This window comes from Streptomyces sp. NPDC051909, assembly GCF_040681095.1.
Classification (GTDB): Bacteria; Actinomycetota; Actinomycetes; order Streptomycetales; family Streptomycetaceae; genus Streptomyces.
Genome location: NZ_JBFAYA010000003.1, coordinates 105,437 through 122,516 on the forward strand (window position 1 = coordinate 105,437; position 17,080 = coordinate 122,516).

Consider the following 17,080-nt stretch of genomic DNA (forward strand, 5'->3'; position numbering starts at 1 on the left):
CCGCCGCTAACGCCGCACGGTCCCGGTCGCGGATCGCTCGACGCCCTGCGGCCGCGCCCCCGCCCGAGGCCGGGACCGGGACACCGCCACGCCCGCCAGGCACAGGGCGCCGCCGCCGAGCGTGAGCAGCCCCGGCAGTTCGCCGAGGAGCGCCCAGGCCATCAGGACCACCAGGGCCGGCACGGCGTACGTCGTCGCGCCCATCCGGCCCGCCGTGGTGCGCGCCAGGGCATAGGCCCAGGTGGTGAAGGCGAGGGCGGTCGGGAAGACCCCGAGATAGACCATGTTGAGGGTCGCCGAGATCGGGGCCCGGCCCGCCTCGGCGACCAGCTGCCCCGCGAACGGCAGACAGGCCACCGTGCCGACCAGACACCCGAAGGTCGTCACCTGCAGCGCACTGCCGTGCGCCAGCGCCGGCTTCTGCGCCACCACCCCGCCCGCGTACGCCACCGCCGCGAGCAGACACAGCAGCACCCCGAGCACCGAGGCGTGCCCGCCGCCCGAACCGGCGGACATCGACAGGCCCACCGCGACCGCGCCCGCGAAGGACACCGCCATGCCCGCGAGCAGCCGCGGCGGCAGCGCCTCGCCGAGCACCTTCGCACCGAGCAGCGCGATCAGGATCGGCCCGATGTTCACGACCATCGCCGCCGTGCCCGCGTCGACCTCCTGCTCACCCCAGTTGAGCACCACCATGTACACGCCGAACCACAGCAGCCCCGACACCGCGATCCCGCGCCACGCGGCCCGGGGCGGCAGCCCCTCCCGCCGGACCAGGAGCACGGCACCGAGGACGAGCGAACCGGCGAGCAGCCGGCCGAGCGCGAGGGCGCCGGGGGAGTAGGCGGCCCCGGCACTGCGGATGGAGACGAAGGCGGAGGCCCACAGGAGGACGGTGACGGCCGCGGCGGCGAGCGCGAGCCGCGAGGTGCGGCCGGGAGCGGATGAGGAGTTCGGCATGGGAGGACCGTAGGCCGTGAACCCTTCGGCGTTCACCGCAATATCGCCCGCCGCCCGCCACCCGCCGCCCGCCGCCCGCCGCCCGCCGCCCGGCCCCTGCCCCCCCCGGCGCGCCCGGGCCTCACCGCAGCTCCGCCGGCTCGATGCCGAGCGCCGTGTGCAGCGCCCGCTCCCCGGCCGCGGTCACCTTCACCGCGCGCTCGGACCCGATCCGTACGCACCAGCCGGCGTCCAGCGCGTGCCGGCACAGCGCCGCGCCCGCGAGGCCGGCCAGGTGCGGCTTGCGTTCGGTCCAGTCGAGACAGCCGCGCGCGACCGGCCGCCGTCCCCGGCCCGGTACGAGGGGCAGGCCCAGGCCCGCGAACCAGGCGAGCCCGGCGTCGGTGAGTGCGAAGCCGGTGTCCTGGCGCAGCAGTCCGCGCGCGGTCATCGCCTCGGCGATCGCGATCCCGAGCCGCCCGGCCAGATGGTCGTAACAGGTGCGCCCCCGCGCCATCGCCTGCCCGGCGCTCACCGCCCGGAGCCCACGCGGTGCCGCGGACACGGCCGGTTCGGCGCGGGCGGCCAGGTCCTCGACGAGATGCGCGATCCCCGGATCGGCGAGCCGGACGTACCGGTGCCGCCCCTGCCGTTCCTCGGCGAGCACCCCGCCCGCGACCAGCTTGCCCAGGTGCTCACTGGCCGTGGACGGCGCCACCCTCGCCTGCCGGGCCAGCTCCCCGGCGGTCCAGGCCCGCCCGTCGAGCAGGGCGAGCAGGAAGGCGGCGCGCGTCTCGTCGGCGAACAGGGAGGCCAGCGCCGCGAGGTCTCTGGGAGCCATGGCCCCAGCATGCCGCAGTCACTCTTCGGCGCGGGCCGAACCGTTCCGCCGCTCCCGGTCCCACCACCCCAGGGCGCACCAGCGGTGGTCGATCTCGTACCCCGCCTCCAGCGGCCCGATGCGGGCGTAGGCGTCGGGGGCGCGCGGGTCGTCGTGCCGCATCAGACCGTACGCGGCGATGATCCGTACCAGCCGGCGCTCCTCGCCCGCGAGTGCGGCGAGCGCGTCGGCCACCTCCGGCGCGTGGTCGTCGCCCTCGGCGAGGCGCTCCGCGGCCGGCCATCGCACCCCGTCGTCAGGGTCACCGGCCAGGCGGACCAGCGCCTCGCGGACGTCCGGCGAGCCGTCGAGGTGCCCGCCGAGGACCGCGGCCGCGGCGCCGCGCACCCCTGCGTCCGCGTCCCGGACGAGCCCGAGGAGCGCCGCCCGCGCCTCCGGGTCGAGCGGTGTTCCGTCGAGGCAGTCCGGCACCGCCGCGCGGACGTTCGCGTCGGGGTGGCCGGTGTACCGCAGGCCGGCCGCCACCATGTCCGGGTGCTCGTGTTCGGCGTACCACGCGCGCAGCACGTCGCCGAGCACCCGGCCGTCCTTCTCCTCCGTCGCCCACAGCGCGAAGAGCGCGTTGGTCTCCTTGTCGTACGCGTGCATGCCGCTGCCCCGGAACTGCGTCGTGCACCGCAGCACGTCCGCCGCGAAGCGCCGGTGCGCGGGGTCGGGGTGATGCCGCAGGGCCGCGACCGCGGTCCAGGTCTCCTTGCTGCGTCGCCGCGCGGCGAGCGTCCACACGGAGCTCCACCAGTCGACGTGCTCCTCGTCCGCATACCTCGCCGCGCGGTCCGCCAGCTCCTCGACGGGCGTGAGCATGCGCAGCCCCCACTCCAGCTCGGTGAGGATCGCGCCGTGCCCGGCCCGTACCGTGCGTCCGTCCAGGACGAGTTCGTCGACGTACTTGACCTCGTCGTCCGGTACCCGGGTCCGCTCTCCGGTCGCCGAACTGCTCCGTTCGTACCAGCTCCGCGCGGCGGCCAGGGCCCGGTCCGCGGCGGGTCCGCGCAGCCGCGGGCCGGGGTCGTGGGCCAGCGTCGCCGAGACGACCGCGGGCGAACCGCCCTCGATGGCCCGCAGCAGCGGGGTCGAGCCGTCCGGGAGCACCCGGTGCGGGTCGGCGCCGCCCTCCGCGAGCTCCCCGGCGACCTCCGCGTCGTACGCCGTGATCGCCGCGCACAGCACCGGCAGTCCGTCCTCGCCCGCCGTGTCCGGGCCGGCGCCCGCGTCGAGGAGCCGCCGGACCTCCTCCGCGTCCCCCGCCCGTACCGCCGCTACGAGCCGTCCGTCGGGTCCTGTCCGGTCCACGTCTCCCGTACCCCCGCGTCGTACTGCATCGCCAGCCCGTCGAGCAGGGCCCGCAGCCCCGTCTCGAACGCCCCCTCGTCGACCTGTTCGCGGCGCTCCGCGAGCAGGTGGGCCTGTCCCAGGTGAGGGTAGTCGGCGGGGTCGTAGGCGTCCTCGTCCTCGACGAAGCCGCGGGCGAAGGAGCCGAGCGCGGAGCCGGTGATGAAGTAGCGCATGAGGGCGCCGATACGGGTGGCCTGGGCGGGCGGCCAGCCGGCGCGGACCATCGCGCCGAAGACCGCGTCCGCGACCTTGAGGCCGGCCGGGCGGCGGCCCGGGCCCTGGGCGAGCAGCGGCACCAGGTTCGGGTGGTCGGTCAGGGCCGCGCGGTAGGAGACCGCCCAGTCGTGCAGCGCGGTGCGCCAGTCGCGCGGATCGTCCGGCGCGAACATCGACAGATCGACCTTCGCGCTGACCGCGTCCGCGACGGCGTCCAGGATCTCGTCCTTGGTGCGGAAGTGGTTGTAGAGCGACGGGCCGCTGACGCCCAGTTCGGCCGCGAGCCGCCGGGTGGAGAGGGCGGCCAGGCCCTCCGCGTCCACGAGCGTGCCCGCTGTCGCGACGATGCGGTCTCGGCTGAGCAGGGGCTTGCGCGGTCGGGCCATGGCGCACATAGTAGGCGGGGTCAAGAAAACTAGCAGTGGTAATTAAACTGGGGCGACCGGCCGCGACCGGCCCCGGCCCGGACCGATGGGGTGACGCCGTGAATCTGGAGCTCAGCGAGGAGCAGGAGGCCGTACGCCGGCTCGCCGAGGACTTCGTCGCCCGCGAGGTCGCCCCGCACGCCGTCGCCTGGGACCGGGCCGAGGAGGTCGACCGGGGCATCGTGAAGAAGCTCGGCGCCGTCGGCTTCCTCGGCCTGACGATCCCCGAGGAGTACGGCGGCTCCGGCGGCGACCACCTCGCCTACTGCCTGGTCACCGAGGAACTGGGCCGCGGCGACTCCTCGGTCCGCGGCATCGTCTCCGTCTCGCTCGGCCTGGTCGCCAAGACCGTCGCCGCCTGGGGCGACGAGGAGCAGAAGCGCGCCTGGCTGCCCCGGCTCGCCTCCGGCGAGGCCGTCGGCTGCTTCGGCCTCACCGAGCCCGGCACCGGCTCCGACGCGGGCAACCTCGCCACCCGCGCGGTCCGCGACGGCGACACGTACGTCATCGACGGCACCAAGATGTTCATCACCAACGGCACGTGGGCCGACGTGGTGCTGCTCTTCGCCCGCACCGGCGGCCCCGGGCACCGCGGCGTCTCCGCCTTCCTCGTCCCCGCCGACACCCCCGGCCTCACCCGCCGCCCCGTCCACGGCAAGCTCGGCCTGCGCGGCCAGGCCACCGCCGAACTCGTCCTGGAGGGCGTCCGCGTCCCGGCGAGCGCCCTGCTCGGCCCCGAGGGCAAGGGCTTCTCCGTCGCCATGTCCGCCCTCGCCAAGGGCCGGATGTCGGTCGCCGCCGGCTGCGTCGGCATCGCGCAGGCCGCCCTCGACGCGGCCGTCCGCTACGCCGGGGAGCGCGAGCAGTTCGGCAAGCCCATCGCCTCGTACCAGCTGGTGCAGGAGCTGATCAGCGACATCGCCGTGGACGTCGACGCCGCCCGGCTGCTGACCTGGCGGGTCGCCGACCTCGTCGACCGCGGCCGGGACTTCGCCACCGCCGCCTCCAAGGCCAAGCTGTACGCCTCCGAGGCCGCCGTCCGCTCGGCGAACAACGCCCTCCAGGTCTTCGGCGGCTACGGCTACATCGACGAGTACCCGGTCGGCAAACTGCTCCGCGACGCCCGCGTGATGACCCTCTACGAGGGCACCAGCCAGATCCAGAAGCTCATCATCGGACGCGCGCTCACCGGAGTCTCCGCCTTCTGAGTACGGGGGACCGAGTGCGTGAGTACGCGGGCGGATGTGGCGCGGGCCACATCCGCCCGATGCTGTCCGGCATGAGCGACACACCGGTCAAGCAACAGAACACCGCCGCCTACCACGCGCAGGCCGTCATCTCCTTCGGCCTCGCCCTGGCCGCCGTGGCCATCGGCGTCTACCAGCTCGACGCCAGCGCCTGGGTGCGGGCCTTCCTCGCCATCTCCGTCCTCTACCTGACCACCTCCGCCTTCACCCTCGCCAAGGTCGTCCGCGACCGGCAGGAGGCGGGCCAGATCGTCAGCAGGGTCGACCAGGCCCGCCTGGAGAAGCTGCTCGCCGAGCACGACCCGTTCCAGAAGCTCTGACGGCGGCCCGAGCTCCGACCCCTAAGCGCTTGCTCAGCTTCGTTGTATGGTGTTCGTCCCTGACGGCCCGAGGAGGAGCGTGCGATGAGCGTGGCGGAGGAGACGCCCGGCGGCGAGGACATGCCGTGGGGCGAGGTCACGCCCGAGGCCGCCCGGCGCCTGCTGGTCGCGGCCGTCGAGGCGTTCGCCGAGCGCGGCTACCACGCCACCACGACCCGGGACATCGCGGGCCGGGCCGGCATGAGCCCGGCCGCGCTCTACATCCACTACAAGACCAAGGAAGAGCTGCTCCACCGGATCAGCCGGATCGGCCACGACAAGGCCCTGGAGATCCTGCGGGCGGCCGCCGACGGCCCCGGCACCGCCGCCGAGCGGCTCGCCGACGCCGTACGGTCCTTCGTCCGCTGGCACGCCGAGCGGCACACCACCGCGCGGGTCGTGCAGTACGAGCTCGACGCCCTCGGCCCCGAGCACCGCACCGAGATCGTGGCGCTGCGCCGCGAGTCGGACGCCACCGTGCGGCGGATCATCGACGAGGGCGTGGCCGCCGGGGAGTTCGACGTGGCCGACGTGGCCGGCACCGCGGTCGCGATCCTGTCGCTCTGCATCGACGTCTCGCGCTGGTTCAACACCCAGGGCCGGCACACGGCCGACGAGGTCGGCGCGCTCTACGCCGGCCTCGTGCTCAGGATGGTCGGCGCCCAGGCGCCGGCGCCGCAGGGTTAGGGCCTGTCCGCCGGTTCAGAAGTAGTAGCGCGAGACCGACTCCGCGACGCAGACCGGCTTGTCGCCGCCCTCGCGCTCCACGGTCACCGTCGCCGTCACCTGCACGCCGCCGCCGGCCTCCGTCACGTCGGTGAGCACGGCGGTGGCCCGCAGCCGCGAGCCCACCGGCACCGGGGCGGGGAAACGCACCTTGTTCGTACCGTAGTTGAGGCCCATCCTCATGCCCTCGACCCGCATGATCTGCGGCACCAGGGTGGGCAGCAGCGACAGGGTCAGATAGCCGTGCGCGATGGTCCTCCCGAACGGGCCGCCGGCGGCGCGCTCCGGGTCGACGTGGATCCACTGGTGGTCACCGGTGGCGTCGGCGAACTGGTCGATCCGCTTCTGCTCGATCTCCAGCCAGTCGCTGTGTCCCAGCTGCTCGCCGACCCCGGCGCGCAGTTCCTCGGCGGAGGTGAAGATCCTCGGCTCGGCCATGTTCCGCTCCCTCTCTGATGCCAGCACTCGTGCATGTCTCTAAGCGACTGCTTAGCATGTTGTGGGAGTCGGCGGCTCCTGTCAACGGACCGGCCTCACGTAGGCTCGGACGGGTGCCGCAGATTCCCGAGAAGATCCACGAACTCACCGTCGGCCAGCTGTCCGCGCGCAGCGGCGCGGCCGTCTCCGCCCTCCACTTCTACGAGGCGAAGGGCCTGATCGGCAGCCGCCGCACCAGCGGCAACCAGCGCCGCTACGCACGGGACATCCTGCGCCGGGTCGCCTTCATCCGGGCCGCGCAGCGGGTCGGCATCCCGCTCGCCACCGTCCGCGACGCGCTCGCCCGGCTGCCCGAGGGGCGCACCCCCACCCGGGAGGACTGGGCGCGGCTCTCGGCGGACTGGCGGGCCGAGCTCGACGAGCGGATCACACAGCTCGGCCGGCTCCGGGACCACCTCACCGACTGCATCGGCTGCGGCTGTCTGTCCCTGGAGACCTGCGTCCTGTCCAACCCCGACGACGTCTTCGGCGAGCGGCTCACCGGCTCCCGCCTGATGCCGGAGCGCCGGGACGCGCAGGAGACGTGAGAGAGCGGGGCCCACCACCCCCGTGGGCGGGCCCCGCTCGGTCCTTACGGCCGCGCGGCCGGCATCACTCCGGCGTCACTCGTACTCGGTGCCGCCCTTGCGGGTCAGGTACGCCGGGCTGACCGCCTTCGCGATGGCACGCCCGCCGACCACCGGGCTGTGCCGCTCGGTCACCGGCCGGATCACCACGCCCTCGCGCAGATGCAGTTCGCGCCCGGAGACCGTCTCCCGGCCGCTCGCCAGGGCGAGGACGGTGTCCAGGTCGTACGGGCCGGTGTGCAGCCGCGGTACGAGGGGCAGCTCGCCCGGCTCCAGGACCTCGGCCGGGTCCAGCCAGCGCACCCGCCCGTCCACCTCGGCCGCCAGGTCGAACAGCGCGAAGCCGACGCCGTCCTCGGCGCGCGCGTTCGCCCCGTACGCCAGGTCCTGCACCCCCGCCCCGTACACCTCGCCGAACAGGCCCACCCGGGAGGCCCCGAGGCGTGCCGCGAGCCGCGCCGCGACGGCGGACAGACCGTGGCCGTGCACCGCGCGCCAGTACAGGTTGCGCGGGTCCTCCTTCAGCGCCAGGCCCTTCGAGCCGAAGCCCTTGGAGGAGACCAGGGTCCGGTCCTCCCCGGCGAGATAGGTGACGAGGCAGGCCGTGCCGTGCAGCTTCTCGGTGAGGACCACCGGCTCGCCCGGAGTGAAGACGTCCGGGAACCGGTGCAGGTTCTCGATCTCGACCCAGGGCAGCAGGTCCGGAGCCGACTCCACCTCCCCGCTCATGGTCGGCGGCACCGGCGGCGCCCACTTGACGATCCCGAGCAGCTCCGCGAAGTCCGTGCCGTCCTTCGCCGCCCGCTCCAGGTCCACCCCGTCGAGCGCCTTCGGCCGGCACACGAGTCCCTGGGACAGCTCGCCGCGCAGCCGCACCGCCTTCACCCGGTCCGAGGCCTTGCCCGCCAGCCGTCCGGTCAGCCCCAGCTCCTCGACCAACGGCGCGGGAAGCACCGCCTGTTCGGGGATGTAGACCGCCACGTCGCCCGTCCGGTAGCTGCCCTTGGCGACCACCGCCCGGTAGAGGCCGACCTGCGCGAGTTCGAGGGCGTCGGCGTTGGGATGCTCGTGGACGGTCAGGGTCTCGGCGGTGACGCGCAGCGTCGACATGTCAGAACTCCGGTCGTTTCGGGGAATCGGGTGGCGTGGTCATCGCCGCCCACTGTGCCCGGTCCGAATTCCCCTGGGCGAACGGATTGTCGCCTGGTAGCGTCCCCCTCTTCGCCCGGTGGGCGGCCGGCTACGCCGACACCGTCTCCGGGGCGGATGCGCCGGGCTCGGCGGACCCGGCGAGCGCAGCCGCCACCAGCCGGGTGTTGGAGACGGCCGGGGTGCCGTCCGGGAGCAACAGGGTGTCCTCCAGGCCGATCCGGGTGTCCAGGCCGAGACTCAGGGCCAGCCGAAGGACCGGCCAGGCCGAGCCGTCCTCGCCGTGCAGCAGCACCGGCCGGGCGTGCGGGGAGCGGGCGAGTGGCGCGAGCGTTGCGAGCAGGGCGCGCGCGGTGTCCTCGGCCGTGTCCGGCGAGGGGTCCGTCACCTCGGCCAGCACCCGCAGCACGCGCGGCGCCAAGGACGAGCGCAGGAACCGGGCCGGGCCGTCGGTGCCCGACCACAGGCCCGCCTCGACGGCGACGCCCCGGTCGAGCAGCGCCGCGGCGAGGGACTCGGCGCCCGGCTCGTGCCAGTTCACCGAGGCGTGGTCGGGCAGCACCGTCCACGACCGCACCCGGGCCAGCCGGCGCACCGGGTCGGGCTCCGCCCACGCCCCGGTCGTCACGCCCACCGGCACGTCCACCACCGCGCGGATCGCGGTCAGCGTCTCGGCGAGCACCCGCGGCGAGAGGGTGTCGCTCCCGCACGGCGTCCTCGGGTGCACATGCACGTCCTCGGCGCCCGCCGCCACGGCCGCGGCGGCGGCCTCGGCCAGCGCCCCGGGAACCACCGGAACCGCCGCCGAATCCCCGGGCCCGCGGCGGCCGTTGAGGCACACCTGGAGCATCACGCCACCGACGCGAGCCGGGCCGGAACAGCGCCGCGGGTCCGGGCGAGGGCCCGGGGCGTCAGCACCGCCCGCGGTATCAGCACCCCGCAGTCCTCACAGGCCGGACCGAACCACGGCTCGTCCGCCGGCCCGCCGCGCCACTCGATGCGCGGCCCCGCGCACACCGGGCACTGCTCGCCGGGGCCGCGCCGCAGCGCGGCCACCAGGCGCCCCACCACCTCGGGCAGCGGCTCGGCGGGGTGGTGCGCCGGGTCGTCGCAGCGGGCCACCCCGTTGCCGCCCCAGATCCTGCGGTGCCACTCGTCGAGCCCGCCCGGCCTGCGCAGTCCGCCGTGCTTCTCGCGGCGCCGCCGCGCGGCGAACTCCTCCTCGTACGCGAGCCAGACCGTCCGCGCCTCCTCCAGCTCGTCGAGCGCGGCCACCAGCCGGCTCGGATCGGCCTCCCGGTCCTCGGGACCGAAGCCGTGCCGGCGGCACAGATGGTCCCAGGTCGCCCGGTGACCGTAGGGCGCGAACCGCTCCAGACACTTGCGCAGCGAATAGCGCCGCAGCGCCGTGTCGCACCCTGGGTCGCGCACCTGTCTCGCGAGACTCCGGAACCCGGCCATCGTCTGCCACCTCCGTCGCTAGCACTCCGGCGATATGAGAGGGACGAACGAGAGCCGCATCGTGTTCCATCCTGTTCCGCCGGACTTCGGCGCATCGGCCGAAAACCGCCGTGGGCGGCCGTACGGAGCGGCGGGCGGATCAGTCGAAGCGGCCCGCCCGGGCCACCACCCCGGCCAGCTCGGCATGGCAGATGTCGCTGTGCTCGGACACCACCCGCGCCGCGTCCACGCTCACACAGCCCGTCCCGGGCAGCCCGTCGGCAAGGACGGCCGCGAGGGTGCGGGCCGCCGTGCCCGGGACGGCCTGGACGCCGTCGTACCCGATCGCCCACCAGCGCCGTTCGTCGCCGAACAGCGACTCGTCGTCCCGGGCGACCCGGGAGGCCAGCGGGTAGAAGACCCGCAGCGCCGTGTCGCGGTGGGAGTGGCAGGCCACCAGCGGGCCGTCGATCCGGTCCTGCAGGCCGGCCAGCGAGCCGCCGTGGTCGCGGTCGTGCGGCAGCCGGGCGGCGAAGGCGTAGTGCGAGAAGGCGCCCTGGAGCACGGTCACCGACTTCACGTTGCGGGTCCCGGCGGGCAGCCCGCGCAGGGCGTACGCGACGAGCCGGCCGCCGAAGCTGTGACCGACCAGATGCACCCGCAGCCCCGGTGCCGCCCGGCCGAGCTCGCCGAGCAGCGGACCGAGGCCCCGCTCGCCGACCACGCCGGCCCGGCGCTTCATCGTGAAGTACGTGGCCTGGCGCAGCGCCTCCCTGGCGCCCTTCCACAGCCGACCCGCCCGATCCCCGCCGAACAGCGCCTCGGCCCCGGCCGCACCTGCCCGCGGCGGGGCCTCGGCGGCCTCCAGGGCGTCGGCGAACATCCCGTACACCGTCGCCGGATCGCCGACCAGGAACTCCGGCATCGACGCGCCGGCTCCGGCCCCGGCTCCGACCGCCGCCCGGCCCTCGGAGCCGGTCCCGGTCCCGGTCCCGGTCCGGGCCCCGCTCCCGGTCCCGGTCAGCTCCCGCAGCAGCCCGGCGAACTCGGCCAGAGCCGCCTCGTCCGCCGGCTCCGCGGCGAGCAGTTCCTCGATCCGGTCCACCGCCGGCGCCCGCTCCGGGAGCACGGCCCGCAGCGCCGGATAGTCCGGCACGCGCTCGTCGGAGAACATGATCGAGGGCCACACCAGGCCCGCGTAGCCGAGCCGCCGACCGGGTCCGGACACCCTCGGGAACGGCTCGAAGAAGCGGTCGAAGAGACCCGTCGCCACGGACGGCGAGTTGTTCCAGCCGTGTGTGAAGAGCACCAGGTCCGTGCAGCCCGCGCGGGCGAGCCCGGCGAGCGCCCCCGCCTGGCCGGCCGGGCCGTCGCCGTCCTTGTCGAGGACCACCTCGCGGTACGGCTCGACACTCGTCACCGTCATGGGCCCGTCCCTCCGCGTCGAGGAGCGCCGTTGGCACCGGCATTCTTCCCGCGCGGAGGGACGGCCAGTCGTCACAATCGCGGCCGGACGTCGGGAGCCCGGCAGGAGCCGGAGGACACGGCCTAGTGGTACATCAGGTACTCCCGGCGCATCTCCCGGAAGGCCGCCAGGTCCGCGTCCCAGGCGCCGACCACCTCGTCGGTGCCGGCCCCCGCGTCGATCAGCGTGCGCACCCGGGCCGAGCCGGTGAGTCGGTCGATCCAGTTGTCCGGGCGCCAGGCGAAGCCGCTCCACGTCCGCCGCGCCGTGACGAGCAGCGCGATGCCGGTGCGGACCGGGTCGAAGGCCTCGCGGTCGTGCACCATCAGCTGCACCCCGCCGACCGTCCTGCCCTGGAACTTGGAGAAGGTGGGCGCGAAGTACGCCTCGCGGAAGCGCACGCCCGGCAGACCGAGTGCGTTCGCCGCCTCGGCCCAGCGCCCGTCGATCCCCTCCGCGCCGAGCAGCTCGAAGGGCCGGGTGGTGCCCCGTCCCTCGGAGAGGTTGGTGCCCTCGAAGAGACAGGTGCCGGAGTAGACGAGCGCCGTGTCGGCCGTCGGCATGTTGGGGCTCGGCGGCACCCACGGCAGCCCGGTCGCGTCGAAGAAGTCGGCGCGCCGCCAGCCGCTCACCGCGACCGTCTCCAGCGGCACCGGCTTCGCCAGGAACTCGGCGTTGAACAGCCGGGCCAGCTCCGCCACCGTCATGCCGTGCGCCTGCGCGATCGGCTCGCGGCCCACGAAGGTGGCGAACGCCCGGTCCAGGACCGGTCCGAGGGCGGCCCGCCCGGTCACCGGGTTCGGCCGGTCCAGGACCACGAAGCGCTTGCCCGCGAGCGCGGCGGCGACCATGCAGTCGTACAGCGTCCAGATGTACGTGTAGAAGCGGGCGCCGACGTCCTGGATGTCGAAGACGACCGTGTCCACGCCGGAGGCGGTGAACACGTCCGCGAGCGGCTGACCGCTCTTCAGATACGTGTCGTAGACGGGCAGTCCGGTCGCCGGGTCGTCGTAGCGGCCCTCCGAGCCGCCGGCCTGGGCGGTGCCGCGGAAGCCGTGTTCGGGGCCGAAGACGGCGACCAGGTCGACGCGTTCGTCGGCGTGCATCACGTCCACGAGGTGCCGGGCGTCGGCGGTGATGCCGGTCGGGTTGGTGACCACGCCGACCCGCTGCCCGGCCAGCGGTGCGTAGCCGTCGGCGGCCAGCCGGTCGAAGCCGGTGCGCACCGGGCGGCCCCGGCCTGGCGGTGCGTCGGCCGCGGCGCGGCCGCCCGACACGGCCACCGCCATCGCGCCGCTCGCGCCCGCGGCCAGCAGGCCTCGTCTGGACAGGTTCGTACGGCTCATGAGGAAACCTCCTTGATCGCCTTCCCTGACATGGCCACGCACGCTAGCGCCCGACGGGCCCGCGCGGAACGAGGCGTGCCACGACCTCTTCCACGACGACATACCGACTGGTTAGTCTGCCGGGAGAACCGCAACGGAGAGGTGGGCCGGATGAGTACGGTGCAGGGCACGGGAGTGGTCGTCACGGGTGCGGCGGGCGGCATCGGCGCCGCACTGGCCCGGCGGTTCGCCGCCGAGGGGGCGCGCGTCGTCGTCAACGACCTCGACCCGGACCGCACCAAGGCCGTGGCCGAGGAGATCGGCGCCCTCGCCGTGCCCGGCGACGCCTCGGCCGTCGTCGAGGAGGCCCGCGCCGCGCTCGGCGGCCGGATCGACGTGTGGTGCGCCAACGCAGGCCTCGCCTCGCCCGGCGACGCCTTCGCCGACGAGGCGGTCTGGGCCGCCGCCTGGGACGTCAACGTGATGGCCCATGTGCGCGCCGCCCGCGCCCTGCTGCCGGACTGGCTGGAGCGCGGCGAGGGACGCTTCGTGTCCACCGTGTCCGCCGCCGGACTGCTCACCATGGTCGGCGCCGCCCCGTACAGCGTCTCCAAGCACGGCGCGTACGCCTTCGCCGAATGGCTCTCGCTCACCTACCGCCACCGCGGCCTCAAGGTGCACGCGATCTGCCCGCAGGGCGTGCGTACGGACATGCTGACCGCGGCGGGCTCGGCCGGCGAACTCGTGCTCGCCCCCACCGCCATCGAGCCCGAGGACGTCGCCGACGCCCTCTTCGACGCCATGGCCGAGGACCGCTTCCTGGTCCTTCCGCATCCGGAGGTCGGCGCCTACTACCGGGCCCGGGCCGGCGACCCCGAGCGCTGGCTCGGCAATATGAACCACATCCAGCAGAAGTGGGAAGGGGCGGGCGCATGACCGCACACGAGGCCGCCGAGGGACCGATCACCGACGGACCGATCTCCGAGGGACCGTCCGCCCGGGGTTCGATCTACGCCGCCAAGCCCTGGCTCGGCCGACTCAGCGAGGCCCAGCGGGCCCCGATCGATCCGCCGCCGACCCTCCTGCACGCCTTCCGGGCCGCCGCCGCCCGCACCCCCGCGCACCCGGCGCTCGTCTACTTCGACGCGCGCCTCACGTACGCCGAGGCCGACGCCCTCTCCGACTCCGTCGCCGGACACCTCGCCGCCCGCGGCGTCGAACGCGGCGACCGGGTCGCGGTGATGCTCCAGAACAGCCCGCACTTCGTGCTCGCCCTGCTCGGCGCGTGGAAGGCCGGGGCCGCCGTCGTCCCGCTCAACCCCATGTACAAGGCGGCCGAGGTCGGCCACGCCCTGCGCGACTCCGGGGCCCGCGCCGTCATCTGCTCCGACCACGCCTGGACGGGCCATCTCCGCGACACCGCCGCCGCGGCCGGCGTCCGGATCGCCCTCACCGCCGACGAGCGCCAGCTCCAGACCCGGAACGACCCCCGCGTCCTCGGCTTCGAGCCGGTCCCCACCGAGGCCGACGACCTCCTCGCGGTCGCCCGCGCCGGGCACCCGGCCCCCGAAGGACGCGAGCTCACCACCGACGACATCGCCCTGATCAGCTACACCTCCGGCACCAGCGGCACCCCCAAGGGCGCCCTCAACCTGCACCGGGGCATCGTCCACAACGCCGAGCGCCAGCGCGCCGGCCATCCCGTCCCGCCCGGCGCCGGCTACTTCGTCCTCGCCCCGCTCTTCCACATCACCGGCCTGGTGTGCGAGCTCGGCGCCTGCTTCGCCAACGGCGGCACCCTCGTCCTCGCCTACCGCTTCGAGGCCGGAGTGGTCCTGGACGCCTTCCTGGAGCACCGCCCGGCCTACACCGTCGGCCCCTCCACCGCCTTCATGGCGCTCGGCGCCCACCCCGCCGCCACCCCCGACCACTTCTCGTCGTTCCTGGTCATCTCCTCCGGCGGCGCGCCCGTGCCGCCCGCGCTCGTCGAGAAGTTCCGGGCCGCCTTCGGCCCGTACATCCGCAACGGCTACGGCCTCACCGAGTGCACCGCGCCCTGCGCCTCCGTACCGCCGGAGCACGAGGCGCCCGTCGACCCCGTCTCCGGCACCCTCTCGGTCGGCGTGCCGGGACCCGACACGGTCGTCCGCATCGTCGACGAGACCGGCACCGACCTGCCCTTCGGCGAACAGGGCGAGATCGCCGTCCGCGGCCCCCAGGTCGTCCCCGGCTACTGGCGGCTGCCCGAGGCCACCGCCGCCGCCTTCCCCGACGGCGAGCTGCGCACCGGCGACATCGGCTTCATGGACGCCGACGGCTGGCTCTACGTCGTCGACCGCAAGAAGGACATGATCAACGCCTCCGGCTTCAAGGTCTGGCCGCGCGAGGTTGAGGACGTCCTCTACACCCACCCCGCCGTCCGCGAGGCCGCCGTCGTCGGCGTCCCCGACGCCTACCGGGGCGAGACCGTGAAGGCGTACGTGAGCCTGCGCCCCGGCGCCGCGGCGGAGCCGGCCGAGCTGTCCGCGTACTGTGCCGAGCGGCTCGCCGCGTACAAGTACCCGCGCGAGGTCGAGATCCTGCCGGAGCTGCCCAAGACGACAAGTGGGAAGATCCTCAGGCGGGACCTGCGGTCCCCGAAGTGAGCAGACGCATGAACGAAAGGCGGCGCAGCATGGCCAGGACGACGGAGGGGAACGGGGTGCCCGTTCCCCAGCGGCTCCTCGCCGCCGCCACCCGGCTCTTCGCCGAGCAGGGCTACGACCGGACCTCCGTGCAGGAGATCGTGGAGGCGGCGGGCGTCACCAAGGGCGCCCTCTACCACTACTTCGGCTCCAAGGAGGACCTGCTCCAGGAGGTCTACGCCCGGGTCCTGCGGCTCCAGCAGGAGCGGCTCGACGCCTTCGCGGAGGCGGACGCCCCGGTGGAGCGGCGGCTGCGGGACGCGGCCGCGGACGTCGTCGTCACCACCATCGACAACCTCGACGACGCCTCGATCTTCTTCCGCTCGATGCACCACCTGAGCCCGGAGAAGTACAAGCAGGTGCGCACCGAGCGGCGCCGCTACCACGAGCGCTTCCGCGCCCTGATCGAGGAGGGCCAGCGGACCGGGGTGTTCTCCGACGCGACCCCCGCCGACCTGGTGGTGGACTACCACTTCGGCTCGGTCCACCACCTGTCGACCTGGTACCGCCCGGACGGACCGCTGACCCCGCAGCAGGTCGCCGACCACCTGGCCGACCTCCTGCTGCGGGCCCTGCGTCCGTAGGAGCTACAGGTACTTCTTCAGCTCCCGGCGGGCCAGCGAGCGCTGGTGCACCTCGTCCGGGCCGTCGGCGAGCTTCAGGGTGCGGGCCGCGGCCCACAGCTCGGCCAGCGGGAAGTCCTGCGAGACGCCGCCGGCGCCGTGCAGCTGGACCGCCTTGTCGATGATGTCGACGACCGCCCGCGGGGTGGCGATCTTGATCGCCTGGATCTCGGTGTGCGCGCCCCGGTTGCCGACGGTGTCCATCAGCCAGGCCGTCTTCAGGACGAGCAGCCGCAGCTGCTCGATGCTCACCCGGGCGTCGGCGATCCAGGTCTGCACGACGCCCTGCTGGGCGAGGGCCTTGCCGAAGGCGGTACGGGAGACGGCGCGCCGGCACATCAGCTCCACGGCCCGCTCGGCCATGCCGATCAGGCGCATGCAGTGGTGGATGCGGCCGGGGCCGAGCCGGGCCTGGGCGATGGCGAAGCCGCCGCCCTCCTCGCCGATCAGGTTCGCGGCCGGGACGCGGACCCCGTGGAACAGCACCTCGGCGTGCCCGCCGTGGGAGTGGTCCTCGTATCCGTACACCTGCATCGCGCGGCGCACCTCGACGCCGGGGGTGTCGCGGGGGACCAGGATCATCGACTGCTGGCGCCGGATGTCGGCCCCGTCGGGGTCGGTCTTGCCCATCACGATGAAGATCTTGCAGTCGGGGTTCATGGCCCCGGAGATGTACCACTTGCGCCCGTCGACGACGTACGAGTCGCCGTCCCGCCGGATCCGGGTCTCGATGTTGGTCGCGTCGGACGAGGCGACCTCGGGCTCCGTCATCGCGAAGGCCGAGCGGATCTCGCCGGCGAGCAGCGGCTCCAGCCACTGCTTCTTCTGCGCCTCGTCGCCGAACTGGGCCAGCACCTCCATGTTCCCGGTGTCGGGGGCCGCGCAGTTGAGGGCGGTGGGGGCGAGGTGCGGGCTGCGGCCGGTGATCTCGGCGAGCGGCGCGTACTGCAGGTTGGTGAGCCCGGCGCCGTACTCCTCGTCCGGCAGGAAGAGGTTCCACAGGCCCTGGCGGCGCGCCTCGGCCTTCAGCTCCTCGACGATGGCGGGGGTGTCCCACGGGGAGGCGAGCGCGGCCCGCTGCTCCTCGGCGACCGGCTCGGCCGGGTAGACGTGCTCGTCCATGAAGGCGAGGAGTCTCGCCCGCAGTTCCTCGGTGCGGGCGTCGAACGCGAAGTCCATGGC

The 17,080-nt window shown here is 74.3% G+C and carries 18 protein-coding genes; 7 read left to right on the forward strand and 11 right to left on the reverse strand.

Annotated elements, in window-relative coordinates; all coding sequences use genetic code 11:
- Positions 1 to 6: 6 nt before the first annotated feature.
- From AB0M18_RS05980 to AB0M18_RS05995, 4 genes are all read right to left on the reverse strand, one after another.
- Complete coding sequence (locus AB0M18_RS05980) at positions 7 to 960, reverse strand: DMT family transporter (RefSeq protein WP_365755586.1); 954 nt, start codon at positions 958 to 960, stop codon at positions 7 to 9.
- Positions 961 to 1,081: 121 nt separating this feature from the next.
- Positions 1,082 to 1,780: a winged helix-turn-helix domain-containing protein gene (locus AB0M18_RS05985; RefSeq protein ID WP_365755587.1), complete on the reverse strand. Its 699-nt coding sequence runs from the start codon at positions 1,778 to 1,780 to the stop codon at positions 1,082 to 1,084.
- Positions 1,781 to 1,798: 18 nt separating this feature from the next.
- Complete coding sequence (locus AB0M18_RS05990) at positions 1,799 to 3,133, reverse strand: HEAT repeat domain-containing protein (protein ID WP_365755588.1); 1,335 nt, start codon at positions 3,131 to 3,133, stop codon at positions 1,799 to 1,801.
- Positions 3,100 to 3,786, reverse strand: coding sequence for a TetR/AcrR family transcriptional regulator (locus AB0M18_RS05995; RefSeq protein ID WP_365755870.1), 687 nt, complete (start codon positions 3,784 to 3,786; stop codon positions 3,100 to 3,102). The genes AB0M18_RS05990 and AB0M18_RS05995 overlap by 34 nt, the downstream gene beginning before the upstream one ends.
- A gap of 89 nt (positions 3,787 to 3,875) precedes the next feature.
- On the opposite strand from AB0M18_RS05995, the gene AB0M18_RS06000 reads away from it, so the two are divergent.
- The 3 genes from AB0M18_RS06000 (at position 3,876) to AB0M18_RS06010 (ending at position 6,109) form a co-directional block, all read left to right on the forward strand.
- Complete coding sequence (locus tag AB0M18_RS06000) at positions 3,876 to 5,024, forward strand: acyl-CoA dehydrogenase family protein (protein ID WP_365755589.1); 1,149 nt, start codon at positions 3,876 to 3,878, stop codon at positions 5,022 to 5,024.
- Between the two features lie 71 nt (positions 5,025 to 5,095).
- Positions 5,096 to 5,383 carry a YiaA/YiaB family inner membrane protein gene (locus tag AB0M18_RS06005; RefSeq protein WP_365755590.1) on the forward strand — a complete coding sequence of 96 codons (288 nt, stop codon included), beginning with the start codon at positions 5,096 to 5,098 and terminating at the stop codon, positions 5,381 to 5,383.
- An 84-nt stretch (positions 5,384 to 5,467) separates the two neighbouring features.
- The gene (locus tag AB0M18_RS06010; RefSeq protein ID WP_365755591.1) at positions 5,468 to 6,109 is read left to right on the forward strand and encodes a TetR/AcrR family transcriptional regulator; all 642 of its coding nucleotides are present in this window, start codon (positions 5,468 to 5,470) and stop codon (positions 6,107 to 6,109) included.
- Positions 6,110 to 6,124: 15 nt separating this feature from the next.
- On the opposite strand, the gene AB0M18_RS06015 is transcribed toward AB0M18_RS06010, so the two are convergent.
- The gene (locus AB0M18_RS06015; RefSeq protein ID WP_365755592.1) at positions 6,125 to 6,586 is read right to left on the reverse strand and encodes a MaoC family dehydratase; all 462 of its coding nucleotides are present in this window, start codon (positions 6,584 to 6,586) and stop codon (positions 6,125 to 6,127) included.
- A gap of 113 nt (positions 6,587 to 6,699) precedes the next feature.
- Between AB0M18_RS06015 and soxR the strand changes: the two genes are divergently transcribed.
- Positions 6,700 to 7,173 carry a redox-sensitive transcriptional activator SoxR gene (gene soxR, locus AB0M18_RS06020; protein WP_365755594.1) on the forward strand — a complete coding sequence of 158 codons (474 nt, stop codon included), beginning with the start codon at positions 6,700 to 6,702 and terminating at the stop codon, positions 7,171 to 7,173.
- Between the two features lie 75 nt (positions 7,174 to 7,248).
- Here soxR and AB0M18_RS06025 read toward each other — a convergent pair whose 3' ends face one another.
- The 5 genes from AB0M18_RS06025 to AB0M18_RS06045 form a co-directional block, all read right to left on the reverse strand.
- Positions 7,249 to 8,322, reverse strand: coding sequence for an RNA ligase (ATP) (locus AB0M18_RS06025; protein WP_365755595.1), 1,074 nt, complete (start codon positions 8,320 to 8,322; stop codon positions 7,249 to 7,251).
- Positions 8,323 to 8,452: 130 nt separating this feature from the next.
- The gene (locus tag AB0M18_RS06030) at positions 8,453 to 9,211 is read right to left on the reverse strand and encodes a 3-keto-5-aminohexanoate cleavage protein (RefSeq protein ID WP_365755871.1); all 759 of its coding nucleotides are present in this window, start codon (positions 9,209 to 9,211) and stop codon (positions 8,453 to 8,455) included.
- Positions 9,211 to 9,822, reverse strand: a complete 612-nt coding sequence (locus AB0M18_RS06035) for a hypothetical protein (protein ID WP_365755596.1) — start codon at positions 9,820 to 9,822, stop codon at positions 9,211 to 9,213. Before AB0M18_RS06035 ends, AB0M18_RS06030 begins: the two co-directional genes overlap by 1 nt.
- 139 nt (positions 9,823 to 9,961) lie before the next feature.
- On the reverse strand, positions 9,962 to 11,227 hold the full coding sequence (locus AB0M18_RS06040; protein WP_365755597.1) for a serine-threonine protein kinase: 1,266 nt from the start codon (positions 11,225 to 11,227) through the stop codon (positions 9,962 to 9,964).
- Positions 11,228 to 11,349: 122 nt separating this feature from the next.
- Positions 11,350 to 12,612 (reverse strand): DUF1343 domain-containing protein, encoded by a 1,263-nt coding sequence (locus AB0M18_RS06045; protein ID WP_365755598.1) that lies wholly within the window; start codon positions 12,610 to 12,612, stop codon positions 11,350 to 11,352.
- 150 nt (positions 12,613 to 12,762) lie between these two features.
- On the opposite strand from AB0M18_RS06045, the gene AB0M18_RS06050 reads away from it, so the two are divergent.
- Genes AB0M18_RS06050 through AB0M18_RS06060 form a run of 3 tightly spaced genes read left to right on the forward strand, consistent with a single transcriptional unit; the run spans position 12,763 to position 15,859 of the window.
- Positions 12,763 to 13,527, forward strand: coding sequence for an SDR family oxidoreductase (locus tag AB0M18_RS06050; RefSeq protein WP_365755599.1), 765 nt, complete (start codon positions 12,763 to 12,765; stop codon positions 13,525 to 13,527).
- On the forward strand, positions 13,524 to 15,236 hold the full coding sequence (locus AB0M18_RS06055) for an AMP-binding protein (RefSeq protein WP_365755600.1): 1,713 nt from the start codon (positions 13,524 to 13,526) through the stop codon (positions 15,234 to 15,236). The genes AB0M18_RS06050 and AB0M18_RS06055 overlap by 4 nt, the downstream gene beginning before the upstream one ends.
- A gap of 29 nt (positions 15,237 to 15,265) precedes the next feature.
- Positions 15,266 to 15,859, forward strand: a complete 594-nt coding sequence (locus AB0M18_RS06060) for a TetR/AcrR family transcriptional regulator (RefSeq protein ID WP_365755601.1) — start codon at positions 15,266 to 15,268, stop codon at positions 15,857 to 15,859.
- A gap of 3 nt (positions 15,860 to 15,862) precedes the next feature.
- Here AB0M18_RS06060 and AB0M18_RS06065 read toward each other — a convergent pair whose 3' ends face one another.
- The gene (locus AB0M18_RS06065) at positions 15,863 to 17,077 is read right to left on the reverse strand and encodes an acyl-CoA dehydrogenase family protein (protein ID WP_365755602.1); all 1,215 of its coding nucleotides are present in this window, start codon (positions 17,075 to 17,077) and stop codon (positions 15,863 to 15,865) included.
- Between the last annotated feature and the right edge of the window lie 3 nt (positions 17,078 to 17,080).